This window comes from Streptomyces sp. RB17, assembly GCF_009604455.1.
In the GTDB taxonomy this organism is placed as follows: Bacteria; Actinomycetota; Actinomycetes; order Streptomycetales; family Streptomycetaceae; genus Streptomyces.
In genome coordinates this window covers 383,483-406,887 of the sequence record NZ_WEGL01000001.1, presented here as the reverse complement: position 1 = coordinate 406,887, position 23,405 = coordinate 383,483, and the positions used below count along the sequence as shown (strand labels likewise).

Here is a 23,405-nt window from a genome sequence, read left to right as displayed (position 1 = left end):
CCGGTGTCGTTGTCGTGGCTGCCGCGCTCCATGTCCCTCATGTGTCCCACGCGCCTCATGTGGTCGGTGTGATCCGTGTGGTCCTGGTCAGTGACGGCCGTCACCGGTCACCTCTCCTTCTGCAGTACGGACAAGGCGGCGATGAGCACGGCCTGGGGCTCGGGATGGACGTCCAGGGCGTCGAGCGGGGCGAGGCGCCGCTCGCGTTCGGCATGCAGAACGCGGTCCACGTGCTCGTCCAGCAGTCGGCCGGCCCGGTCGCGCAGCCGTAGCGCGCCGTGCGCGCCGATCCGCCCCGCGAGCCCCTCGCCCGCGCTGCGCGCCCGGCGTCCGCCGAGCAGTGCGGTGGCGACCAGGGCGCCGACGGCTTCCGGATCGGGTGCGGCGGTGGCGCGTTCCAGTTCGCGCACCTCCTCCTCGGCGTACTCCTCCAGCTCGCGTCGCCAGCGCCGTACGGCGACACCGATACGGTGCTCGGTGCTCTCCGCGGTGGACTCGCCGGCGGCGAGGGCCGGGTCGGCTCCGGCCGGCTCGCGTCGCCAGGCCTCGTCGATCTTCTCGTCGGCGGCGGTGACGGAGCACAGCAGCAGGGCGGCCAGGCTCGCCACGAGCGCGTCGAGGAGTTCGCCGGGGGTGCAGTCCAGCGGGAAGGCCCGCCATCGTTTGAGGGCGTCCCCGGCGAGTACGGCGCCGGACTGGAGCCGGCCGCGCACGCGCGCGTGCTCACCGTCGTAGGCGGCGTCCACGGCGGAGACGAGCCGGACGGCGGCGGCGTGCTGGGCGGCGGCGGCACTGGCCAGCTCGGGCATGCGGGACTTGAGGGAGTCGAGGAGGCCGTACGCCGTACGGGCCATGACCTGCTCGCGTGCGGCAGGGTCCTGGGCGTGGTGCACGAGCCAGTCCTTCAGCGGCGCGACCGCGGTTGCGGGCAGCAGGCCGGCGCCCCAGGCGGACTCGGGCAGCTCGGGCACGGTGAAGCGGGGTACGTCGCCGAGCCCGGCCTTGGTGAGCAGGGCGCCGTACTGCCGGGAGACCTCGGAGACGACCTGGTGGGGCACGCGGTCCAGGACGGTGACGAGGGCGGCGTCGTACTCCTTGGCGGTGCGCAGCAGCTGCCAGGGGACGGCGTCGGCGTAGCGGGCGGCCGTGGTGACCATGATCCAGATGTCGGCGGCGCAGACGAGCTCGGCGGCGAGGACGCGGTTGCCGGCGACCAGGGAGTCGATGTCGGGGGCGTCGAGGAGGGCGAGTCCGCGCGGGAGCGTGTCGGCGCTCTCGATGCGCAGCACGCGCGCGGGGTGGCCGCCCGGGGGCATGAGGTCGTCGGGATCCTCCTGGGGCGCCCACACGCGCGTGAAGCCGGGCAGCACGCGCATCTCGCTGAACCAGTGATGATCCTCCGGATGGCAGACCAGCACCGGCGTGCGCGTGGTCGGCCGCAGTACGCCCGCCTCACTCACCCGTCTGCCGACGAGCGAGTTGACGAGCGTCGACTTCCCGGCGCCCGTGGACCCGCCGATGACGGCCAGCAACGGCGCCTCGGGCTCCCGTAGGCGCGGTACCAGGTAGTCGTCGAGCTGTGCGAGTAGTTCGTCGCGGTTGGCACGCGCGCGTGGGGCGCCGGGCAGGGGCAGCGGAAAGCGTGCGGCGGCGACACGGTCGCGCAGTGCGGAGAGTGTGTCGAGCAGCTGAGGCCGTACGTCCAAGGTCACCACATGCGAAGAATGCCCAATTTTGGGGGATTTCTGAAGCATATAGACATGTCTGCGTGCCGACGGGACAGAAAGGACGCAAGGGGCGACTGGGACATGGGCACAGCTCAGGCATAACGAGTGCACAACACCCGGTGCGTCGGACGCCAAAAGCGGTGCACGATTCGTACCTGCCTGCGATTATCGGGATCGCTTCACTGAACCTCCACATCGAGCCACGGAGGCGAAGCGACAGGGTCGAGGAACACGGAGCTTTATCCTTGGTCCCGCCACCAGGCCCCCGTAGCTCAGTGGATAGAGCAGGCGCCTTCTAAGCGCTTGGCCGCAGGTTCGAGTCCTGCCGGGGGCGCCCAGCCTCAGCCCTCCCATCGGGAGGGCTTTTTGCTGGTCAGGGGACGTTTCGCTCGACACGGGTCAGCCCCGGACACCCCCTTGGTGATCAAGGGCGCGGTCCGGGGCTGTCCGGCTGTCAGCGGGTTTTCGCGGGTGGCCGTGTCGAATACGTGTCGAAGTTCTCGACCGGTCGAAGATCAGCCAACGCCCGACTCCTCCGCCTCCGGGAGGTCGCCCGCGGCTTCCAGCCGCCGTTTGAGATCCGGCAGCTGCCCGTCGACGCACCGGGCGTAGGTCGCCAGGAGCACGGCGACACTGTTCCCGGCCCACTCGGCCACCTGGGCGGGCGGGATGCCGTCGTTGAGCCACTTCGTCAGGCGCGTGTTCCGGTTGTCGTACACGCGCCGCCCAGTGGGCGACTCGAAGACGTGCGGGGGCAGTACGGCTTTGCGCGCGCTGCGCCACGCCCGACGGATGACGGAACCGGCGAGGATGCCATCGGTCTCCCCCTGGAAGAGCAAATCACCCGGCTGGAGCTGCTCGTCCTCGATGTGCTGCCGCAGAATGCGCGTCAGAGCCGGATGCCCCGGTACGGTGCGTGTCTCGCCCTCAGCACGGCCTTTCAGGTCGCGTTGCTCGTGGATCTCCCCCGTGTCGGTCCACTGCTTGCCCACCTCCGGGGTCGCCGTGTGGATCAGCAGCTCGCACCACTGGTCGTCGGCGTCGGGCTCGGGGAGGGTCTCGTCCTCCACCCGCATGGCTACGGCTTCCTCGGGCCGCGGGCCGCAGTAGTACAGCGTCGCGAAGAAGGCATGGAGCCGCTTGCCGCCGCGCGGCCGGCGCCGGATCCAGTCGAGGATCGCCGCCGCCTGCTCGGGGTTCAGCAAAGACCGCTTGTCGACGGCATTCGTGGTCTTCGTGACCGCCGTCGAATCCTTGCCCTTGGGAAGGGGGTTGGTCCGCAGGATGCGCCGTCGGATCGCGTACTTCATGGCGACGTTGAGGATCCGGCGGTTGCGCTTCCGGGACCAGGCCGCCGCTTGCCTGCCGTCGAGGCGGGTGTCGATGGCTTGCAGGACCTGGTCGACCTTCTCCGGGTCCTCCCAGGCCGAGACGGGAAGGGAATTCCGCTCGACCCACTTCAGGATGGCCACCACGTCTCGGGGCGCGTCCGGGCGTCGGTTCGTGTTGAACGCCCATTCGCGAAGGGCCGTCCGCACGGCCGCAGGCGCGAACGGGGTGGGCTTGGCCCGTAGCAGAGCGATGGTGGTCGCGGTCAGGGTCTTGGCGATGTTCTTGCGGCTGTTGCCGCCGAGTTGAGGCCAGCGGGCATCCACGTACTCGACTGCGAACCTGTACCAGCTCATGGCAGCCGACTTGGAACGATGCGATACCGGAAGGCCTGTAGCGACGACGAAGGCCTCGCCCTTGCCCGTGGCTCGGATGAGTTCGGAGCGGAAGCCTTCAGCGAGCGCGACGGTGTTGAAGGGCTCGCGCCAGCGCTTGCCCGCGACCACCCAACGCACCGTGTACGTGGTCTTCCGGGCGCCCTTGTAGTTGCGGGCACCTGGTGAGGACGCTGTGGCAGCGAAGGCGGGGAAGGACCCCCACACACAGCTCTGGAAGAGGCCAACGTCCAACGCTTCACCATCACGGTTCCGCTGTCGCGGCTTGCTCTGCCAGACAACTCCAAGCAGCGTGGCTGAGGTCAGGGGGGTGCAGCGAGGCACACGCGCGCCTAATCGATCGGCGCGCCCGCCATCGTGGCTGACTTGCGTCGGCTGAGGTCCGTGCCACAACCGTGCCAGATGCAGGGGTCAGTCACGGTCAACACCGGTGTCCTGCGATCGAGTACACGCCCGCTCCTGGGCTGGCGAAGCCGCAGCTCAGGCCCCAGATCATCCAGCCTCTCTCCTAAAGCGGTGCTTCCTTACCTCGTCCATGGTGCGGGGGCAGAGGGGCGATATGAAGTGCTTCTTGATCCACCTGTCCTAGAGGGGGGACGCACATGCTCGGTAGTGGAAGAGCCCTGAGCAGCTTCAAGGTCGGCGACAAAGTCACGGTAAGAGCGCCAAGTGACAGGCCCATGTACCACCAAGGGTCACATGGGACCGTTGTCACCATCGGCACCAAACGAGTCCACGTCAGGATGGACAAGGCAGCGTTTGAGAGCCACGACGGCGAGGTGGCAAACTTCCTCCCCGGGGACTTGGCTCCCGGGCATGTCGGGACGCCCCGAAACTCCGATCGCATGAACGATGCCTTCACCGCCCTCAAGCTCGCGGCCGGCACCGATCTCGTGGCCGTGGCAATGGAAGCTGGCGTCATCACTGCCGAGCAGGGTGAGCAGATCAAGGCTGTATGGGCCAGCCACTTGCAGAGATGATGAGTGCGGCCGTGCCGCCGCCGGGTCTGCTGCACGATCGGGTGACATCTGAACTGGCTTGCCATGTAGGGCGGGTGGGAAGGATGTCGCTGGGAGAAACCTGGGAGAAGATCTTCTCCCGAAGACGCCCACCTGGGCAGGAGCAAGCACTCAGCCATATCGGCACCGTCTCAGTTTCCGTCTCATTCACCACCGTTCGCGGGCGTTCAGGCGAGACCAGAGGCCCATTCCTGCACACCGACCAGCCGCCCATGAACTCAGATGCACGCCCCCGAACGCACCCCGCCACCCCACCACCACAGTTGGAAAGCCTGCGCTTGCGCCCGGGGTACCGTGAAGGTTCACACTGGCTTGTCCCCCTTTCACCCGGGCAGCAAGAGACCCCGGCCGGTAACCATCCGGCCGGGGTCTCTCTATGCGTTGTTACTCGGGGCGGATGTGCTCCGCCTGCGGGCCCTTCTGCCCCTGCGTGACATCGAACGTGACTCGCTGGCCCTCTTCCAGGGAGCGGAAGCCAGAGGCGTCGATGTTCGAGTAGTGGGCGAAGACGTCGGGGCCGCCGCCGTCCTGCTCGATGAAGCCGAAGCCCTTTTCGCCGTTGAACCACTTGACGGTACCGCTCGCCATGCCTGTCTCCCTCAAGGAAATTCGGGCCCCGCACCGTGCGGGATCCGGAGGTGATCGCCTTGGTCCGGAGAGGCGCTGAACAGCAAGAACGCCCGAGACGTGTGTCACGGGCGAACAGGACTTCGGAACCACGACTACTTGTAACGACGCTACACCGGGCGAGGCCGAAGATCACAGGTCTTATGGGATCGCGTAGGCGAATCTTTAGCGTCACGACGGCCGTTACCGGCCGACGTCGCGGCGGCTGCGGACTGCCTGCCACGCCGGCCCGGTGAGATCGACGACCATCATTCCGTCTGCAGCCTCGCGGGCGAGGATCCAGCCCTTCGCCTCGAGCCCGTCGAGCTGCTGCCGAATGTCCGGGCCCAGCTCCTCGACGAGCTGCGTCTCCAGCGGTTGCGTGCCGCCGTCCACGAGCTCCGCCAGCCGGAAGACGAGCGCTTCCTGCTCAGCGGTGATACGGAAGTCCTTGCGCTGACGCTACGTCCCTGCCGACCAGGGCGCACGGCCATAGCTAGGCCCCGACGCCATCACGGGGGGTGAAGTTCCGACGCCCTGTGTCGCGTTGGCTCGGCATCAGTGGATTGGGCAGGTACATGCCGCTCACTGAAGAAGAAACGCATCCGCCGAGAGTTCGGCATGAACAGGTCGTGCCAGACGCTGAGTTGCCCATCAGCTCCTAGTACTCCAGCCGTAGTTGTGGATCTTGATGGGCCGCCATCGACAAGTGGCCGGGCACGAGAAAAGTGAGCGGAGTGAGTACCCACTCATTGACGGAGTGAGTACTCACTCCGTACTCTCGCGGTTATGACAGCACCCAAGGAGAACCAGACCACCCGCCGTCGCGCTCCCGGCATGTCGCCGGAGCAGCGCCGCGAAATGATCATCCAGACCGCGATCCCCCTGATCGCCGAGTACGGCGCCGCGGTGACGACCGCGAAGATCGCCCGCGCAGCAGGCATTGGCGAGGGCACGATCTTCCGGGTCTTCGCCGACAAGGACGAGCTGCTGCAGGCCTGCGTGGCCGAGGCGCTCTCCCCCGAGCACGCGGTCCGCGAGCTCGACGCGATCGACGTATCCCAGCCGCTGCCCGACCGGCTCGCGGAGGCGGCCGAGGCACTGCAGGCGCACATGTCCAGGATGGGCGCGATCGCCGGCTCGCTGGGGCATCGAGGCGGCAAGCACCCCGGCACGGTGCGCGGCGCGGGCCGCAGCGAGGCGACGACCCGTATCCGCGCGGCCCTCGCGGAGCTGCTGGAGCCCGACAAGGCCGCCCTGCGCCGGCCGCCGGAGCAGATCGCGGCCCTCTTCTACGGACTGCTCTTCATCCAGCCGCGTACGGAGGACGAGCCCGACCTGACCCCGCAGGAGCTGGTGGAGGTCTTCCTGCACGGGGCGCTCTGCGGGGGCGCCAAGTAAACGCACGGAGAAGGCGCCTGGGGGTTATGGCCCTGGCCGTAACCCCCAGGCGGGTCGGGCCCAGTCTCAGCAAGAGCGGACCCTCGCGCCAGATCGCGGCGATGGCCACCGCCGTGATCGTCAGGCCGATGTTGGCGATGTCGGAGCCGTAAGCGAGGTCGGGGGAGGTCTGGGGTGGGGTCGGAGACGGATGCGGCCACCGGTGATCATCGGTGTGTGAAGACTGAAGATCAGGCGGTGGCCGCTGGTCACAGCGTAGACCCTGGGGGTTGGGACGATGACTTCGCAGGGCTGATGCGGCGCATAGCCGGACGGTTCGCGCGTGCCGAACCCCGTCGTCGGGTGGGGAAGTTCGTCCGAGGGCTACTGGCGGACCTGCCGCGGAAGAACTGCTGGACGATCGCGGAGTGGGCCGGTGAGGCCACACCCGATGGGATGCAGCATCTGCTGGAGCGGGCGAAGTGGGACGCGGACGCAGTCCGTGACGATCTGCGTCAGTACGTCGTCGACCACCTGGGCGCGGAGCAGGCGGTGCTAATCGTCGACGAGACGGGCGATGTGAAGAAGGGGCAGACGACGGTCGGGGTGCAGCGTCAGTACACCCGCACGGCGGGCAGGATCGAAAATGCGCAGGTGGCGGTCTACCTGGTGTATGCCACCGAGCATGGACACGCCGCTGTGGACCGGGAGTTGTACCTGCCCCGTATCTAGGCCGAGGACCCTCAGCGATGCCGGGCAGCCGGGCTGGAGTCCGACACCACGCGCTTTGGGACCAAGACGCAGCTGGCCGCGGCGATGATCGAGCGGTTCTGCGAGGCCGGGCACGCGGTCGGCTGGGTGACCGGGGACGAGGTCTATGGAGGCAACCCCGCCCTGGCGCAGATGCTGGCTGAGCGCCAGATCGGTTCTGTCATGGCCGTCTCGTGCCGCACCGAAGTCCGCACGGCCGGTGGGAAGTTCCGCGTCGATTCACTGGTACGCAAGGTGCCGCGCACCGCCTGGCAGCGAATGTCCGCCGGAGGCGGCGCGAAAGGGCCGCGCCACTACGACTGGGCCGCCATCGGCCTGCTCCCGGAGGCCGTCGCGGGCATCTACCGGCTGCTCATCCGCCGCAACCGCACCACCGGCGAACTGGCCTACTACCGCTGCTTCAGCCCCCATCCGGTGCCGATCGGCACGCTGGTACGCGTCGCCGGGATGCGCTGGAGGATCGAGGAGACCTTCCAGGCCGGCAAAGGACTCGCCGGCCTGGACGAGCACCAAGTCCGCCGCTACACCCCCTGGCTGCGCTGGGTCACCCTGGCCATGCTCGCGCATGCCTTCCTCGCCGTCGTCCGCGCCCGCGAGCACCGCGATCACCCCGTCCCCGACGGGCTGATTGCACTCACCTGCAACGAGATCCAGCGACTGTTCGCCACCCCCTCAACGCCGCCCGACAACCAACGCGAACACCGTCTGCGCTGGTCCCTATGGCGCCGCCGGCACCAAGCCCGGGCCCGCACATGCCACTACCGCCGCCGCACAGCCACACCATGAAGATCCACAACTACGGCTGGAGTACTAGGCCGCCGAGCGGGCCGCCGGGTCGCTTTCTGGGCCGTCCCTGGGCCGTCCGGGGCCGCTCAACAGTGGCCAATGACGACCGACGGCGACCGCCAGGCGCTCAGGCCCACCGCTCCTGAGCAGGGAAAACCCAGCTCCCCAAGATCCCCGACAAGACCTCCGGGGCAACAAATGTGGAACGATCAAGCCCCCTGCCTGCGGTTTTGCTGCGGGCAGGGGGCTTCTGGGTGCGCCCGGGGGCCACCTGTGGACCGTCAGGCGCTTGATCGGGCCGTCAGCGTGTGGACTCGTGCGGACCGGCCGGTTCGGGCAGCAGTCGAGCGCTGAGACGGTCCGCGGTCGGCCAGCGGACGTCGTGGACCCAGCCCAGCTTCTCGAATACCCAGATCAGGCGTGCCGCCGGGTCGAGCTGGCCCGGCAGCACGCCGTGGCGCGCTCCCGTGGGGTCGGCGTGATGTGAGTTGTGCCAGCTCTCGCCGAAGGACAGCAGTGCGAGCGGCCAGAAGTTGGTGGCCTTGTCCCGACTGGCGAACGGGCGCCTGCCCGCGACATGGCAGACCGAGTTCACCGACCAGGTGACATGGTGCAGCAACGCCATCCGCATCACGCCGGCCCAGAAGAACCCGGTCAGCGCGCCGGTCCAGGTGCCGGTGACGAGCCCACCGACCAGCGCGGGGGCCAGGAGCGAGACGGCGGCCAGTGGCCCGAAGAGCTGACCGATGAGCCGCAGGTCAGGATCGGCGGCGATGTCGGGCGCGAACCTGGCCCGGTTGCTCAGTTCACGCTTCAGCATCCACCCAACGTGCGCGTGGAGAAGCCCCTTGAGCAGCGCGCGCGTGTCGGTTCCGAAGCGCCAGGGCGAGTGCGGGTCGCCCTCGCGGTCGGCGAAGGCGTGATGGCGGCGGTGGTTCGCCACCCATTGGATTGGCGAGCCCTCGACCCCCAGCGAGCCCGCGACGGCAAGGACGATGCGCAGGCCCCGCCTTGCCTTGAACGAGCGGTGCGTGAAGAGGCGGTGATAGCCGACCGTGAGACCGGCCAGGGACACGAGGTAGGCAACCACGGCCATGCCGAGGTCCAGCGCGGACAAGCCCCATCCCCACACAAACGGCACCACGCCGATCAGGCAGATCAGGGGACCGACGACGAAGATCCACATCGCGACGCCCGCCGCAGCCGTCTGCGGGGCGTCGAGCAGCGGCTTGACTCCACCCGTGGTGTCGGCGTCGCCTTCGGCGACGGCCTGTTCAGGACGGTCGGTGTCGCTCGGGTTCATCGGTTCCTCGCCGTTGCTCGAGCTTTTTCGGACGGAGTGCCGGACCCACCCGGTTCACGCGCGCGTGCGCGCTATCGAGCACGCTCGGCGGCCCACGGCACACGATCGCACCGGACGGCATCCGCGCAGGTCATCGCTCATGTCCAGGGTGTGAACGTCGTGGGACTGAATCTCCTTCACGTCGTGGCGGGAGCTTGAGTCCTCGTCCGGTCCGGGGGCCGACGCGGAGAAGCCGGCCGGGCACCCATGGCGGTGGCAGTGGGTCAGACCAGGTATGCGAATCCACGAACCCTCAGCGGCTGAAGAGGGTCCAGTGCGTACGCAGCTGAATGGTGGTGTACGCCCCCAGTAACCCACCAACAGAGCCGAGCCTCGCCCAGCAGCAGGGCAGCGTCAGCCACAATCCCGCGTACAACTCGTCTCCCTTGCTCGCTCCCGAGGATCAGCAGCTCGCCACCAAGACGATCGACATCGTCCAGGCGAGTGTCGCAAGGCGTACGCGGCCGGATAGGCGCCAGATGCACGGGGCGCACTCAGCGCACCGACACGTTGCAGTGTCGGCCTGGCCGTCTCAGCTTCCGTCTCATTCAGCCCGGTTCACGGCCGTACAGAGGAGACCGCATGCCGGACGCGACGTACGAGCCGGCCGCCCATGAACGCAGGTGAACGCCCCTACACAAAGCCCAAGACCCCACCAACACAGTTGGAAAGCGTGCACATGGCGCTAAGGCCGGCGCACTGCTCGCGTGGGTGGTCAGCCTCGCTGTCAGTCCTGAGCTGTACCGTCCCGCCCATGGCTGAGAGACCAACTACAAGCTGGCGTCATGGCATAGCGGAGGAAGCCGAGGAGCTTGCCGCGGGCACCCTGGATCCCGAATGCGCCTGTATGGCAGAGCTGTTCCCCGAGGGGCTGCTTACGGCGACCGACGCAGTCCTCGACACCTTCGAGGGCGAGCTTGCCGGGCTTGGCGAGGCCAGCGACGAGCAGGTCTTCGCAGTGGTAGAACGCGTCGTCCTGGCCCTCAACGCGGTGAACAAAGCCCACAACGGAAACGCCTTCGAGACCGACGAACGTGAGGAGCTGTGCGACTACATCGACCAGTCGCTCACCGAACACGGCGTCGATGTCGTCGTCCTGACCGCCCGCCGCGGACTGGGCCGCTACCAGCTCACGGACAAGTGGCGGAAGTGGTAGGACCGCTCACTGGCGCCACCCGCCGAGCATCGCACCACTGGCGCACCACAAGCGCACCAGATCGAGCGGGGAACAGCGGGGAATCACGGTGAAAGCGGCCCCGCACCACGAGGCCACCGTGTCGCCCTTCGCCCAGCTCAGCACGCGAACCCGCCGCAAATCTTCACAGCTTCCCAAGCTGAGAGCCCGGCATCTACCCTTCGCTCATGGCCGACATCGAGCTTCCGCGGGGCTTGGTCGCGTTGCAGATCGACGTGTATGCAGCTCGACTGAGGCTGGTTGAGCATGTACGGGCGAACGGGCCCGTGCGTGACTGGAGCCCTGACGCCGATGCTGAAGGGGCGGATCTGCAATACGCCTGCGAGGTGAGTGAGGCCGTTCTTCAGAAGGCGATCGATGAGAGCGGCCTGGAGCGGAAGCACGGCCGGCGCGCTCTTCGCCGAGCACTCATGGCGGCGGCCGCACCGCAGATGGTAGGCCAGCCCGGAACCACGCCGGACCGCACGTGAGTGTCTAACTGCGTGACAACGCCGATGTTCCGCTGACATCCAATGCTGACATCAACGACCCCGGACGGCGGCGGCAAACAGCGGCCATGTATGGCACCGGTTCACGAGGCGAGCCCCGACCAGGCCAAGGGGAGATCGAACTCCTAAAGCGGGTGTCGCAGGTACGAACCCTGCCAGGGAAGAGGCCCCGGACCAATTCCTGGTCCGGGGCCTTCCTGCCCGTGTGGCACGTCGACGGGTGACAGCACAACCGCGGCGGGCGAGATCTTTGCTGGGTCAGCCGGTGCAGTTCGGGATGGCAATGTCGCTGCCCGCGCAGTTGGTGGGCCGGTTGCCGTTGACCCGGGAGGAAGTCAGGACGACGCTGCCGCCGGCGTTGAGGACGCCGCCGGGAGCGGTGCTGGCCGTGTTGTTGTTGACGTTGCTGGACACAATGGTCGTCGTGCCGCCTCCGAAGTTGGCGACGCCCCCGGCCCGTCCGGCGTTGTTCTCGTTGACGTTGGTGTCGACGATTCGCAGGGTTCTGTCGTTGGCCACGCCACCTCCGGCAGCGCCGGCTGTGTTATCGATGATGCGGCTGTTGGAGATGGTCATGTTTCCGTCGTTGGCGACGCCGCCGCCGTTCACGTTGGCGCTGTTGCCCATGATGGAGGTTCCCACGATGCGGGTGGTGGTCCCGAAACCGGCGCCGATTCCGCCTGAGAAGTTGCCGTGGTTATTGCGGATGGCGCTGTTCGTCACGGTCAACCGACCGTGGTTCGCGATGCCGCCGCCGAAGTCCGGCGCATCACCGTTGGTGATCGTGGCGTCCGTGAGCATCAGGTTGCCGTTGGGGCTGACGGACAGAATGCTGAAGCTGGCCGTGGACACACGGGTGATGGTGCTGTGCCGGGCGTCAACGATGATCGGGGTGTCAATCTCCGGCAACGGTCCGGAGAGCCCATAGGTGCAGCCCGGCGCCAGTACCAGGGTTCCGCCCCCTGCGGTGTTGGCGTCCGTGATGGCGGTGAACAGGGCACTCGGACTGCACGGGACGATCGTCTGCGCCGATGCGGGAGTGGCGGTGGCGACGACCGTTGCGAGGGCTCCGGCACACATTGCCTGCGCAACGAGTGCCGAAGACGTACGGGTAAACATGAATGGGTGACTCCTTCGGGAAGTCCCGGGTCCGCAGGTTGCTCCCGGCACCGAAGGCACGGCGCCGTATCTCGGGGAGTGGTGTTGAGTTGCCCTCGTCGACGCGTGGCAGTTACGGGTTGAGAAGGGAAGCCGCTCGGACGGTGGAGCCCTTTCCGTCCGACGGCCGACAGGAGGCATCCGGGACTCAGCCGAACAGCCCAGACCGGCGCCCCGTCCTGTCACCCGTGCCACGTTCCCTGACCGAGGACGGCCCTTGACCGCTGATGACTGTGTGGCCTCTGACAGACACAGGGTCGAATGCGTCTCGAAGTCAGGGTGCAAGCCTCCAGCAGGCCGCAAGACTGCACAGGTCAAAGGCCTACTACGGGCGAACCAGCGATGCGCCTTCTTAGCGCTTGGCCGCAGGTTCCAGTCCTGCCGGGGGCGCCCAGCCTCAGCCCTCCCATCGGGAGGGCTTTTTGCTGGTCAGAGTGGGTACAGACGGACGCAAAAAAACGCCGGACACTCCCCCGGTGATCGCGGGGGCAGTCCGGCGCTGTCCGGCTGTCACCGGGTTTCTGCGGGTGGCTGCGGTGAATACGCGGAGAAGTTCTCCAGGCGCCGTCAGGCGGTCTCAGCCAGGTCGGGGAGGTCCCCGCGAGCCAAAATCCGCTGTTTGAGGTCCCCGAGCTGCCCCGAGATGCATCGGGCGTAGATGGCCGGCAGTACCGGGACACTGTTGCCCGCCCACTCGGCCACCTGCGCCGGTGGGATGCGGTCGTTGAGCCAGTTGGTCAGGCAGGTGTGCCGGAGGTCGTACACCTGCCTGCCGAGCGGCGAGGCGAATTCCTCCGGAAAGAGCACTTCGGCGCGAGCGGTCCGCCACGCTCGGCGGATGGCTGAGCCCGCGAGCATGCCGCCCTTCTCGCCCTGGAAGAGGAAATCTCCCGGCTTCAAGCTCTCCGCCTTGATGTGCTCGCGCAGGATCCGCGTCAGCGACGGGTGCCTCGGCACGACGCGCGTGTCATCAGAAGCGCGTGCTTCAGCCCGCCCTCTTCATGGATCTCGCCGTCATCCGTCCAGTTCCTCCAGGCCTCCGGCTGAGCGGTGTGGAACAGCAACTCGCACCACGGGTCTTCGGCGTCCTCCGCAGGCAGGCGGACGTCCGCAACGCCCATCGCCACAACCTCCTCCGGGCCGTGACCCGGCGTAGTGCATCGTGGCGAAGAAGGCGTGGAGCCGATCGCCGCTGCGGGGACGCCGGCGTACCCAGCCCAGCAGGCGCGCCGCCTGTTCCGGGTTGAGCAGGGACCTCTTGTCGACGGCGGATGACGTCTTGGGCGCCGCCCCTCCTTCCTTCGGCAGGGGGTTCGCCCGCAGAATCCGGTGCTTGACGGCGTAGTCCATGGCCACGTTCAGGATCCGCCGGTTGCGCTTGACGGAGCTTGCCGCGGCACGCGTGCCGTCCGACTTCGAGCCGACGGCCCGAAGTACCTCGTCGACCTTGGCGGCGTCCTCCCATGCCTCCATGGTCAAGGTGTTGCGCTCCACCCACTTCAGGATGGTGGCCATCTCGGGGGGAGCGTCCTCCCGGCGCCGCGCGTTCTGTCTGTCCGCCCAGACCAGCACCATCCGCGAAGGCCCCAGCCCCGACTACTACTTGAAGAAGCGAGCCGAGGGCCGCAAGCACGTCCAGGCCGTCATCGCCCTCGCCCGGCGACGTGTCGATGTCCTGTGGGCCTCCTGCCCGACGGCAGACCCTTCGCCTTCCATCCACCCGTCGCCCAAGCTCCTCCACGGGGCCAGCGCATCCCGCCCATCTGGCGATAGCCTGCGGCCCGAATCAGAAGGGAGGGTCCAGTGGGCTTCGACGCAGAACGATCAGCGCGCATCGCTGCCATGCAGGAAACCGCCCGGCCCGTCTGGGAGGCAACCCGCGACACGGACGCACTCCAGCAGTTCCTCAAGGACAACGGATGCCACGGAGTGGAAGCCGTGTTCGTCACCATGAACCTGCTGAACTGCGATCTTGCCGAAGCTCAACGAGCCTTCTTCAACGCCCCGTGCCGCGACGCCGAACGCCGCTTCCACAACTACGTCATGGACCTGCTCGAAGAGGCCGCCGACATCGACGCGGGACAGCACCAGCGGCCCAGCACAGGCCCTTGAATCGGCCATGAGGACTCCGCCGACCCACGTCATCGGCCGCAATGCCGCAGGATGCTCACGACTCAGGCGATCGACGGCTCACCGCATATTGCCGTAGCGACGGGCCAACGGGTGGATGACGTCCGCCACGTAGTCCGCCAGCTGACCGGAACTTGCCTCGCTGACACGCGCGCCTGACCGGTCGGCGGACCCCGACGCCGACAGGCGCGGACAGCGGCGGTCAGCGCCGATCCTCAGCGGACGCTCTTCCTGGACCCGGCGTCGGCTCGCCGACGCCGTAGAGCGGCGTGATCGACCCGACCGCGCGGCCCGGAACGTGAAGAACGCGAAGGACGGCGGTCGGCCGACCCGCCCGAGCTGGAGGGGCCCACCGACGTCACGGTCATGGCAGCCCATCGGCTACGGCTGGGCAGCGAACTGCCTTCGAACCAGCACAAGAGCAATCCAGCCCGCCAGCATCACGAGAGCGCCCGTCGCGGGCCACTGGCCACCCACCAGGACGCCGAATGCCGCCAAGGAAGCACCGAGCATGGCTACGGCAGCAGCGGCCGACTCAGCTCGAAGCTGTCGAGCAGAACGCCTGCTCGCTGAAGGCCTGACGAGTTGACGGCCGAGAAGGACCTGAAGACCGTTGATCGCGGCCAGCAGAGCCGTAAGAGCGCCAAGGACGCCGAGAGCGATGGGCATGACGTGAAGCTACACACCGAGAGGTCGGCCGCCGCACTCGGGTAAGGAAACGGCGTGAGGGCCAGGACCCGGCTGACCTCGACGGGCCCCGTGCCAGGTGCGTGCCAGACCCTGAGGGGGAACCCCGGGGAACCCCGGGGAACCCGGGGAACAGCGGGGGGCCCAACAGCCTGGGACGAAGAACCGCCCACCTGCCCTCAGTGCGATGGTTGGCTCATGGTCGGTGCCGGCGCAGGTGCGCGGTACGAGCCGGGATCCGGGACTACATCACCCGGTTCTGGCCCGACGCGCTGAACGCCAGGAACCAGGCGGCCCCTGGGTCAACCACGACCGTCGTCCTGGGCACGCAGCGCAACGACACGGACGACAGCACGGTGCGTCAGCTGTCGGACAGCGTGAAGTCCGTGCAGGCCTGGTACACCACCGACGGCGGCGCCACCTGGCACGCCGCCACCGCGAAGCCGTCCGGCGGCAACTGGACCATCGCCGTCCACAATCCGGCCTCCGGCCGCGTCGGCCTGCGCTCGACGGTCACCGACACCCACGGCGACAGCTCGACGACCACGGTGTACAACGCGTACGCCATGAGCTGAGGGCCACCAGACCTCCCGCTGCCACACTGGCGGCCCGCCCGAGGGATTTCCCCGGACGGGCCGCCGGCCGGCGATCGGGACACAGCAGCGAAGTACACGCGAGACGATCTCGCCAAGGCCTACGGCGCCCGCCTCCGTGGTGAGAGCGCCCGCCTCCGTGGTGAGAGCGCCGCCTCCGTGGGTGAGAGCGCCGCCTCCGTGGGTGAGAGCGCCGCCTCCGTGGTGAGAGCCACTGGTGCCGGCGCACTGGTTGAGCCAAGCTGCGGCACATGGACTGGATGCCGCTTCTCTCCACACTGACCGGTGCCGTCATCGGCATCACAGCCACCTTGATCGCCGATCGCAACCGGTGGCGGCGGGAGGAGGCCAGGCATGCGCTGGAAGTGCGACGCGAGGTGTACACGGAGTTCGTGTCCGCCCTCAAGGCGGCAGGAGAAGAGATGCGGGCCGTCGCCTTGGGCGATCACATGTCCGAGTCGGCGCGTGACGCGGCCGTGAGGGAGGCCGTCCGTGGCACCGGCCTCTACACAGCCAGCGAACGCCTCTGGCTCGTGGGCCCGCCGCAGGTTGTAGCGGCGGGTAACGAGGCGTTTCACGGCCTGCGCGCGATACGCGACGCTTACGCTCGGGGGGTGGCAGTCGGTTCCGACGAGGAAGCGTCCCTGATAGGAACGCGTCGCACGGCCATGGCTCAGATGCGTCGTCTCATGCGTGAGGACCTGGGCGTTGGGCCCCTCGGGATCGAGTGATCGTCACCAGTCCCCGAGAACGGACCTGTCCAGGCAGCTCCGACGGCGAGATCGTCTCAACACAGCGATCACCAGAGACCCGAGGAAGACCAGCCAACGCCGGATCCTCCGGCGCGGGGACTGACTTCGCCGTCGAAACGCCCCTCCGGCAGTCGACTCGGTGGCCATGGCGCCGCCGCCCCTGTACTGAAAGGCAACTTCGGCGACTTCTGGGTTGACTGGGCGGGCACGTCAGGATGAGTGTGGTTGATCAATTCCTGGTGATGGGGGGCACCATGTCGTTGCGGAGGTTGCGGGGGTGGGCCCTGGTGGTGGCCGTCGTGATCGGCTGGGGGGCTGCGGGATGCGAGTCGGGGGCGCACGGCAGCAGCAGGGCGGTCATCGCAGTCGACACGCCGACAGCCCTGGCTGATCAGGTCGTTCACCTGAAGATCGGTGGTCTGGAGCCACACGACGAGATCACCGTCGGCTCGTCGGCGACCACGCACGACGGCAAGGTATGGCATGGCCGGGCGACATTCACCGCGGACGACCACGGCCTCGTCGACCTCTCCACGACGCGGCCGGTGTCGGGGACGTACGACACGGTCGACGGTATGGGCCTGTTCTGGTCGATGAGGCCCGCGACCAGCGTTCCGAACAGTGAAGACTTCGCCCCTCTTTACCCTGAGCTCTCCCCCTCATACACCGTGAAGATCACCGTGACAGCGCATGGGCGGCAGTTGGCGAGCCGCACGCTCACCCGTGAATGGGAGGCCGAAGGAGTCAGTGCCCGAACGCTCACCCTGGCCCAGGACAAGGTCGTCGGAGAGATGTTCCTGCCCCGCCCCGGCACTCCCCGGCACCCGACCGTGCTGGCCTTCGGCGGATCCGAAGGCGGTGTCAGCGGCATGAAGTTCGCGGCGGCTCTGCTGGCCTCCCACGGCTACCCGACGCTGGCTCTCGGCTACTTCTCGATGCCCGGCCTGCCCGCCAGACTGCACAACATCCCATTGGAGTACTTCGCCACCGCCGCCCGCCTGCTGGCGGACCAGCCTGGTGCGGACCCCGCACACATCATCGCCATGGGCTACTCCCGAGGCAGCGAACCCGCCCTGCTCCTCGCCGAGGACTATCCCGATCTGATCCACGGCGTCGTCGTGTACTCGCCGTCGTCCAACGTCAACCCGGGATACCCAGGCAGGGGCAACGCCTGGACCAAGGACGGGCAACCCATTCCCCAGGGCGGCATCCCACTGGATCACCTCAGCGGACCACTGCTGGCCATCGCCGGCGCGGACGACGCCCTATGGCCATCACCGACCTATGTCGAAGCGATCACCGACGAGTTGCATGCGGACCACGACCGGCACCCCTATCAGGCGCCGGTCTACCCCAACGCCGGACACGGTGTCGGTACCTTCCCCTTCCTCGCGGAGACCACAGGTAGCGCCGAGTCCCTGGGCGGCAGTCGAGCCGGCAACGCCGTCGCGAAGGAACACGGCTGGCCCAAGGTCCTCGCCTTCCTCGCCGGCACCCGGAAGTGAGTGTCAAGGGCGGTGCGCATGGAAGCCCCGGGGGCCGCCCGCGACTTCCGGGCACAGGGCTCGTGAGGGTTACGCCGCCACGTCCGACGAGCGCTGGGACTCTTCCGTGATCGCCTTCTGCGCCAACGCGTTCACCGCGGCGTTGAAGCGTTCCATCGGCGTCGGGTGGTCGGGGCCCAGGACGTAGTCCTTGAGGGTGCGGCGGGCCGGGGCCATCGGGTCCGGGTGGGGGGAGCGGATCGCGGTGAGGATGTCCGGGAGGCGGGTGCAGGCGCGGTCCAGGAGGTAGGCGCCGCCCGCCGTGGTGTAGGCGGCGCGGAACGCGGCGTCGGGGAGGTCGCGGGCATTGGTCAGGACGTACGGCTTGAGGCTCGCCACGAAGTCGGCGACCACCGAGGAGACGTCGCTGATCAGCATGTCGGCCTGGTTGAAGCAGTCGTACAGGGAGGGGAGTTGTCCCGTGATCACGTGGTGGCAGAGCGGGCCGCTGCTCTCCCAGAAGAGGCGGTGCCATTCCGACCGCAGCTGCTGCCACTCCGTCTCCCCCGCGCGGTCGGGGACGCGCGCCTCGCGCAGTTGTGCCGCGTCGTCGCCCCCGTGCCGGCCGGCGAGTTCGTCGAGACGGGCCCGGATCTCGCGCAGCCGGGGACGGGCCGCGGCGACGGCCGCCTGCGCCTCCGCGGCGCCGCGTCGCTCGTTGTCGGCGCGCAGCAGCTCCCGGATCGCCCGGTCGGCCGTCGCCGCCTCGGCCGAGCGCTTGCCGGTGAGGGGATGGGGCTTGTAGATGATCCGGACGTTCTGCGCGAGGAGCTTCTCGATCAGGGGCACGCCCATCGGGATCAGGGAGGTGTGACAGTCGTCGTCGCTCCAGCCCTCCCAGGTGGGGGCGTAGAGGACCACGTGGAGCGGACCGGGGGTGTGGCCGGCGTGCAGGCGGACCGGGGACAGCTGCGGGCGGCCCACCTCCACGATCGCACTGTCGCTGATGGCGTGCCGGACCCGCTGGTACCGGTCGCGGCCCGCGCGGCCGGCCACCCAGATCTCGTCGTACACCTTGCTGACTCGGTTGCTGCTGGCCAGTTTGTCGCTGTCGCCGTGCCCGATGAAGACGTGCTTGGCCTCGGCAACGCGCAGCATGTGGACGTTCTTGCCCGCGTTGCCGGGATAGAGGACGACGCGTACGGCGGAGAGTTCCAGCTCGGCCAGGTCGTCCGCCCTCGGGACGCACACCACCGGGATCCAGGTGCGGCTCAGGTAGCGGAAGGAGGCGCGCTCGCGCAGGTGATCACCGGGCGCAGGTCCAGCTGCTCCAGCGTCTCGATCCACATGTTGACCTGGTACATGAAGTCACGGGAGACGGCCGCGAAGCTGAAGTACAGGGCCACCTCCGGGCGATGTCCGGCCAGTTGGCGGTTCACGGCGGCGAACACCTCGTCCCGGGTCGGCATGCGGCGCGTCCTGCGGTACGTGACCAGGATGGCCACCACGGACGCCGTGCTCGCTCCGATCGTCAGCGCGAAGCCCGCGTAGGCGGCCCACCCGCTCCCGACGGCCGCCGCCACCAGGAGCCCGGCATGGGCCGGCAGGTCAAGGTGGAGGAGTTTGCGCAGGTGATGGCGGTAGAGGAGGGCCGGAGGCGGCTGCGGGACGGGCAGTTCGCTCATGTCGAGGTTGCGCACCACCAGCGGCAGGATGCGGCGGCGCCGGACGGCGTGGTGGACGGCCGTGTAGAACATCATCATCGCGAAGTGCGCGCTGAAGGCGGCGAGTCCGGCGACGAGCACCGCGTCCGGCGCGTCCAGCCGGCTGGCCCACGCCAGCAGCATCACCGCACGTACCGCGAACCGCATGGTGCGGTCGAGATGGAGCGCCGCCAGCCGGCGCACGAAAGCGGGAGCCCGCACATGCAGCGCCTCGTCCACCACGTACGTCACGGCCGTCGCCGCCACGAAACCCCACAGGGACGGCAGCAGGGCGAAGACCGGCAGCACGGCGAAAGCGGCACCGAGCAGGAGCACGAGAAGCAGGTCGGTCGACCTGCGCACGCGCAGGACTCCGCACAGCCGACGGATCGTCATGGGCAGGTTTCCTCTTCCGGGATGGCGCGCTGCCGGGGGCGTGCGCCGCTGTTCACCCATTCGACGTAAGAAGAAGGTGAGAAGTTGTATACCAGGAAAGAAGAAGGAGTTCGGGTTCCGTTTACCCGGGAGGAGAGACGACGTGCGACTTCGCTGTGCGGTACTGGACGACTTCCAGGGCGTGGCCGTCGAGTCGGCCGACTGGTCGGTGATCGAGGACGAGGTCGAGGTAGTGGCGCTGCGCGAGCACCTCGACGGCGAGAACGCGCTCGCCGCGGCCCTCGCCGGCTACGACATCGTGGTCACGCTGCGCGAACGCGTCCCGTTTCCAGGCTCGTTGCTCACCCGCCTGCCGCGGCTGAAGCTCATCGTCGCCTCCGGGATGCGCAACACCGTCATCGACTACGCCGCCGCCGAGAAGCACGGCGTCACCGTGTGCGGCACCGACAGCTCGGGTATCCCGCCCGCCGAGCTGACCTGGGCCCTGCTGCTCGGACTGGCCCGCGGGATCGTCCAGGAGAACACCGCGCTGCGCACGGGCGGCCCCTGGCAGTCCACCGTCGGCACCGATCTGCACGGCGCCCGGCTCGGTGTGCTCGGCCTCGGCAGGATCGGCACCCGGGTGGCCCGGGTCGGGCTCGCCTTCGGCATGCGCGTCAGCGCGTGGAGCCCGCGCCTCACCAAGGAGCGCGCCGCGGAGCACGGCATCGAACTCGCCGCGTCCAAGGAGGAGTTGCTCGCGAAGAGCGACTTCGTCTCCGTCCAGGTGCCCGGCGGTGACGGCACCCGCGGCCTCATCGGCGCCGCCGAACTCGCCCTGATGAAGCCGACGGCCTACCTCGTCAACACCTCACGGGCGTCGGTCGTCGACCAGGACGCCCTGCTGGCCGCGCTGCACGAGGGAAGGATCGCGGGCGCCGGTGTCGACGTCTTCGACATCGAGCCGCTGCCCGCCGCCCACCCCCTGCGCACCGCGCCCCGCCTCCTCGCCACGCCCCACCTCGGCTATGTCTCGCGGGCCAACTACGCGACGTACTACGGCCAGGCGGTGGAGAACATCCGCGGCTATCTGGCCGGGACCCCGCTACGGCTGCTGCCCTGAGCGCCGGCGGTCCGGTGCTACGGCTCCTGCGCCGAGCCCCGGGCGGACCGGCCGTGGCCGCGCACGCAACAGCGCCGGACCTCCCTCGTGTCGTCGGGGAGGCCCGGCGCCGTCCGGCTGTCGCCGGGTCGCCACAGCACCTCAAGGGCGCCGTGCCGCCCGACTCGCACCGCTGCGGCGTACGGCGCGACCGGTCAGAGCGCCTTGCTGTTGCAGCCCATGTCCGAGCCGAGGTGGGTCTGCTGCGCACCCGGGGAACCTTCGCCGTTCAGCAGGTTGCCCGCCAGGCCGTTGAAGGCGCCGACGCTGCCGAGCACATCGATGTTCATGTCGTGCGAACGGCACTCGATGCCCTGGGTGACGTCGAGTTCGTCATGGCCCGGCTCACCGTGTGCGAAGGCGGTGTTGAGGCCGAGCGAGCCGACGCTGCCGAGGACGGCGGCACCCACGAGGACGGCCTTGTGGAACTTGCGCATTACTTCTCCGTTGGTCGAGCGGATGCGATCTGCACGTCACGAGCGGCAGACCGAGTGGGACGGCGGACGTCGTGAGGAGCGTCAGCCGATTCGGGGCAGACCCAGCTGGCCGACGGGGGGCGCCGCGACCTGCCCGAGGCCGAGCGGGGCCACCTGCGGTTCGCCCGGCGCGACCAGGGGGTTGACGAGCGGGTTCACCTGGGGGTTCACCTGCGGGTTGACCTGGGGGGCGACCCGCGGCGGGGCCTCCGTGGCGCCGAAGGTCTGGGGTACCGAGACCTGCGGGGCGACCCGCGGCATGACCTGCGGCGCCGACTCCGGGCTGACCTGCGGCATGACCTGCGGCGCCGACTGCTGAGGGGCCTGCTGCGGGGCGTACGGCCCGTTGGAGGCCTGCGCGGACCCGCCCGACGAGGCGGAGGCGGTGGCGTAGCCGGTCTGCTGCTGCGGCGGTGCCGGGGGCGGCGGCGGGGCCTGCGTCATCGGCGGGGAGTACGGCTGCGGGGCGGCGGCCTGTGCGGTGCCCACCGAGCGGGACACGGCCTGGGCCTGCGGACCACTGGGCGGCGGCGCGTACTGGGGAGCCGGGTACTGCGGCGCGTACTGGGGCGCCGCGTACTGGGGCGGCGGGTACTGGGGTGCCGCGTACTGGGGCGGCGGGTACTGCGGCGCCGAGTACTGCGGTGCGGGGTACTCAGGAGCCGACGCTGGAGCGGCACCGCTGTACCCCGCGGGATAGTCGGCGGCCTGGCTGACGCCGGCGCCGATGGCGGACAGACCGCCGGCCGCTGCTGCGACGAGCGCGGCCTTGTGAAGCTTGCGCATGAAACCCTCGGCCCTTCAAATACCTGAACAGGGAAATCCGTTGTATTCGGTGTGGTCGCGCGTGCGCACAGTCCGATGTTCGTACTGCACCGCTACAGGAGTGACTCGATCGGCTGCACACGGACCTACGCCGGAGCCGACAGCGAATTCCCTTGCCCTCCGTGATCCGTGCTCGCTGCCCTGCTCCCAGCTGGGAACGAGTTCTCCCCCGTTGCGGTCACGGCGCCGAAAACGGCGTCACCCATTTGCTGTTGACCGCCGGATGCGCCGGACCAGAATTGCAGAGGGGTGCGACCTCGGTGTCACGGCACACGGAGCCTGGGGCAAATGGGTGACCACGCCCGGCATCCCGTATCCCTTTCACCGCTTGCCTCGTTCCCAACTCGGTCAGAGCGATGGTCCACAACAGCCGTACAGGGCAGCAAGAACAGCAGCACCTGCGCTCAACAGCAGCAGCATTTCCACACGTTCCGATGCACAGGTCAATGAAGGGCCGAGGGTTTCATGCGCAAGCTTCACAGGGTCGCGCTCGTCGTCGCAGCAGCCGGCGGTCTGTCCGCCGTCGGCGCCGGCCCGAGCTCCGCCGCCGTTCCCGCGTACGGCGGTGGCGCTCCGCTCCCCGTTTCGCAGCCGGACGCCCAGGCGGACTCGGCGACCTCCTCCCAGGCCAGCGTGCAGAGTTACGGCTCACCGGCCCCGTATGCGGCCCCGCAGCACGGTGCCGAGGTCACCCCGCAGGTGAACCCGAACCTGAGCCCGCAGGTCAACCCGCAGCTCTCCCCGCAGGCGGCCCCCCAGCCGGCGCCGGGCGGCCTGGTGGGGCAGACCAACCTCTTCCGCCCGTCCCAGGAGTGCAGCCCGCAGTCCCTGCTCAACGCGGCCGTCCCGGTCGCCCTGCTCGCCGCGTCCGAGACCCACGGCATCGAGTGCACCCAGGCCAACACGCAGTCGAACGCCCTCGCCCACGCCAGCACCCACTAGGTACGCCGCACGGCCGCACTCACCAGGCCCGACGCACGGCCGCATGCCAGGTCCCGAACGGGCCCTTCGAGGAATACTCC

22 protein-coding genes, 1 tRNA gene and 2 pseudogenes are annotated in these 23,405 nt (G+C 68.7%); 13 read left to right on the top strand and 12 right to left on the bottom strand.

Annotated features, from left to right (window positions below; translation table 11 throughout):
• Positions 1-107: 107 nt before the first annotated feature.
• The gene (locus SRB17_RS01910; RefSeq protein ID WP_323374838.1) at positions 108-1,715 is read right to left on the bottom strand and encodes a dynamin family protein; all 1,608 of its coding nucleotides are present in this window, start codon (positions 1,713-1,715) and stop codon (positions 108-110) included.
• A gap of 273 nt (positions 1,716-1,988) precedes the next feature.
• Here SRB17_RS01910 and SRB17_RS01905 point away from each other — a divergent pair.
• Positions 1,989-2,061 (top strand) — tRNA-Arg (locus SRB17_RS01905).
• 181 nt (positions 2,062-2,242) lie between these two features.
• On the opposite strand, the gene SRB17_RS01900 is transcribed toward SRB17_RS01905, so the two are convergent.
• Positions 2,243-3,685, bottom strand: coding sequence for a tyrosine-type recombinase/integrase (locus SRB17_RS01900; RefSeq protein WP_228395818.1), 1,443 nt, complete (start codon positions 3,683-3,685; stop codon positions 2,243-2,245).
• Between the two features lie 611 nt (positions 3,686-4,296).
• Between SRB17_RS01900 and SRB17_RS47460 the strand changes: the two genes are divergently transcribed.
• Positions 4,297-4,431 carry a hypothetical protein gene (locus tag SRB17_RS47460; protein ID WP_267133399.1) on the top strand — a complete coding sequence of 45 codons (135 nt, stop codon included), beginning with the start codon at positions 4,297-4,299 and terminating at the stop codon, positions 4,429-4,431.
• 423 nt (positions 4,432-4,854) lie between these two features.
• On the opposite strand, the gene SRB17_RS01895 is transcribed toward SRB17_RS47460, so the two are convergent.
• The gene (locus tag SRB17_RS01895) at positions 4,855-5,058 is read right to left on the bottom strand and encodes a cold-shock protein (RefSeq protein ID WP_055489114.1); all 204 of its coding nucleotides are present in this window, start codon (positions 5,056-5,058) and stop codon (positions 4,855-4,857) included.
• A gap of 222 nt (positions 5,059-5,280) precedes the next feature.
• Positions 5,281-5,472, bottom strand: a complete 192-nt coding sequence (locus tag SRB17_RS01890) for a hypothetical protein (RefSeq protein WP_228395817.1) — start codon at positions 5,470-5,472, stop codon at positions 5,281-5,283.
• A 393-nt stretch (positions 5,473-5,865) separates the two neighbouring features.
• Here SRB17_RS01890 and SRB17_RS01885 point away from each other — a divergent pair, with 393 nt between their 5' ends.
• Together SRB17_RS01885 and SRB17_RS01880 are read left to right on the top strand one after the other, a co-directional pair.
• Positions 5,866-6,477, top strand: a complete 612-nt coding sequence (locus SRB17_RS01885; protein ID WP_153534024.1) for a TetR/AcrR family transcriptional regulator — start codon at positions 5,866-5,868, stop codon at positions 6,475-6,477.
• Positions 6,478-6,771: 294 nt separating this feature from the next.
• A pseudogene (locus tag SRB17_RS01880) lies at positions 6,772-8,013 on the top strand (IS701 family transposase).
• 301 nt (positions 8,014-8,314) lie between these two features.
• On the opposite strand, the gene SRB17_RS01875 reads toward SRB17_RS01880, so the two are convergent.
• Positions 8,315-9,316 carry an acyl-CoA desaturase gene (locus SRB17_RS01875; RefSeq protein WP_153534022.1) on the bottom strand — a complete coding sequence of 334 codons (1,002 nt, stop codon included), beginning with the start codon at positions 9,314-9,316 and terminating at the stop codon, positions 8,315-8,317.
• Between the two features lie 793 nt (positions 9,317-10,109).
• On the opposite strand from SRB17_RS01875, the gene SRB17_RS01870 reads away from it, so the two are divergent.
• Positions 10,110-10,511, top strand: coding sequence for a hypothetical protein (locus tag SRB17_RS01870; protein WP_153534020.1), 402 nt, complete (start codon positions 10,110-10,112; stop codon positions 10,509-10,511).
• Between the two features lie 206 nt (positions 10,512-10,717).
• Entirely contained in the window at positions 10,718-11,020 is a 303-nt protein-coding gene (locus SRB17_RS01865) for a hypothetical protein (RefSeq protein ID WP_153534018.1), read from the top strand.
• 276 nt (positions 11,021-11,296) lie between these two features.
• Here the strand turns inward: SRB17_RS01865 and SRB17_RS01860 are convergent, their stop codons facing one another.
• The 3 genes from SRB17_RS01860 to SRB17_RS01850 all read right to left on the bottom strand — a co-directional run bounded on the left by SRB17_RS01860 (position 11,297) and on the right by SRB17_RS01850 (position 13,711).
• A complete protein-coding gene (locus SRB17_RS01860) occupies positions 11,297-12,157 on the bottom strand; it encodes a hypothetical protein (RefSeq protein WP_153534016.1) in 861 nt (286 codons plus the stop codon).
• A gap of 606 nt (positions 12,158-12,763) precedes the next feature.
• On the bottom strand, positions 12,764-13,153 hold the full coding sequence (locus SRB17_RS01855; RefSeq protein WP_153534014.1) for an integrase: 390 nt from the start codon (positions 13,151-13,153) through the stop codon (positions 12,764-12,766).
• A gap of 57 nt (positions 13,154-13,210) precedes the next feature.
• Positions 13,211-13,711: a hypothetical protein gene (locus SRB17_RS01850; protein ID WP_153534012.1), complete on the bottom strand. Its 501-nt coding sequence runs from the start codon at positions 13,709-13,711 to the stop codon at positions 13,211-13,213.
• Between the two features lie 22 nt (positions 13,712-13,733).
• Between SRB17_RS01850 and SRB17_RS45895 the strand changes: the two are divergent.
• The 5 genes and pseudogenes from SRB17_RS45895 to SRB17_RS01830 form a co-directional block, all read left to right on the top strand.
• A pseudogene (locus SRB17_RS45895) lies at positions 13,734-13,969 on the top strand (hypothetical protein); the annotation flags it as partial.
• Positions 13,970-13,999: 30 nt separating this feature from the next.
• Positions 14,000-14,308 carry a hypothetical protein gene (locus tag SRB17_RS01845; RefSeq protein WP_153534010.1) on the top strand — a complete coding sequence of 103 codons (309 nt, stop codon included), beginning with the start codon at positions 14,000-14,002 and terminating at the stop codon, positions 14,306-14,308.
• An 896-nt stretch (positions 14,309-15,204) separates the two neighbouring features.
• Positions 15,205-15,588, top strand: coding sequence for a hypothetical protein (locus tag SRB17_RS01840; RefSeq protein ID WP_228395816.1), 384 nt, complete (start codon positions 15,205-15,207; stop codon positions 15,586-15,588).
• 269 nt (positions 15,589-15,857) lie between these two features.
• Positions 15,858-16,337, top strand: a complete 480-nt coding sequence (locus SRB17_RS01835; protein WP_228395815.1) for a hypothetical protein — start codon at positions 15,858-15,860, stop codon at positions 16,335-16,337.
• A gap of 275 nt (positions 16,338-16,612) precedes the next feature.
• Positions 16,613-17,863, top strand: coding sequence for an acyl-CoA thioesterase/bile acid-CoA:amino acid N-acyltransferase family protein (locus SRB17_RS01830; RefSeq protein ID WP_153534008.1), 1,251 nt, complete (start codon positions 16,613-16,615; stop codon positions 17,861-17,863).
• Between the two features lie 69 nt (positions 17,864-17,932).
• Here the strand turns inward: SRB17_RS01830 and SRB17_RS45890 are convergent, their stop codons facing one another.
• On the bottom strand, positions 17,933-19,189 hold the full coding sequence (locus SRB17_RS45890) for a hypothetical protein (RefSeq protein WP_228395814.1): 1,257 nt from the start codon (positions 19,187-19,189) through the stop codon (positions 17,933-17,935).
• Positions 19,114-19,941: a hypothetical protein gene (locus SRB17_RS45885; RefSeq protein ID WP_228395813.1), complete on the bottom strand. Its 828-nt coding sequence runs from the start codon at positions 19,939-19,941 to the stop codon at positions 19,114-19,116. The genes SRB17_RS45890 and SRB17_RS45885 overlap by 76 nt, the downstream gene beginning before the upstream one ends.
• Positions 19,942-20,083: 142 nt before the next feature.
• Between SRB17_RS45885 and SRB17_RS01820 the strand changes: the two genes are divergently transcribed.
• Positions 20,084-21,043: a D-2-hydroxyacid dehydrogenase family protein gene (locus SRB17_RS01820; RefSeq protein ID WP_323374837.1), complete on the top strand. Its 960-nt coding sequence runs from the start codon at positions 20,084-20,086 to the stop codon at positions 21,041-21,043.
• 194 nt (positions 21,044-21,237) lie between these two features.
• Here the strand turns inward: SRB17_RS01820 and SRB17_RS01815 are convergent, their stop codons facing one another.
• Together SRB17_RS01815 and SRB17_RS01810 are read right to left on the bottom strand one after the other, a co-directional pair.
• On the bottom strand, positions 21,238-21,519 hold the full coding sequence (locus SRB17_RS01815; RefSeq protein WP_153534004.1) for a hypothetical protein: 282 nt from the start codon (positions 21,517-21,519) through the stop codon (positions 21,238-21,240).
• Between the two features lie 81 nt (positions 21,520-21,600).
• Positions 21,601-22,344: a hypothetical protein gene (locus SRB17_RS01810; RefSeq protein ID WP_153534002.1), complete on the bottom strand. Its 744-nt coding sequence runs from the start codon at positions 22,342-22,344 to the stop codon at positions 21,601-21,603.
• A gap of 504 nt (positions 22,345-22,848) precedes the next feature.
• Here SRB17_RS01810 and SRB17_RS01805 point away from each other — a divergent pair.
• Entirely contained in the window at positions 22,849-23,325 is a 477-nt protein-coding gene (locus tag SRB17_RS01805) for a hypothetical protein (RefSeq protein WP_153534000.1), read from the top strand.
• Positions 23,326-23,405: the final 80 nt, after the last annotated feature.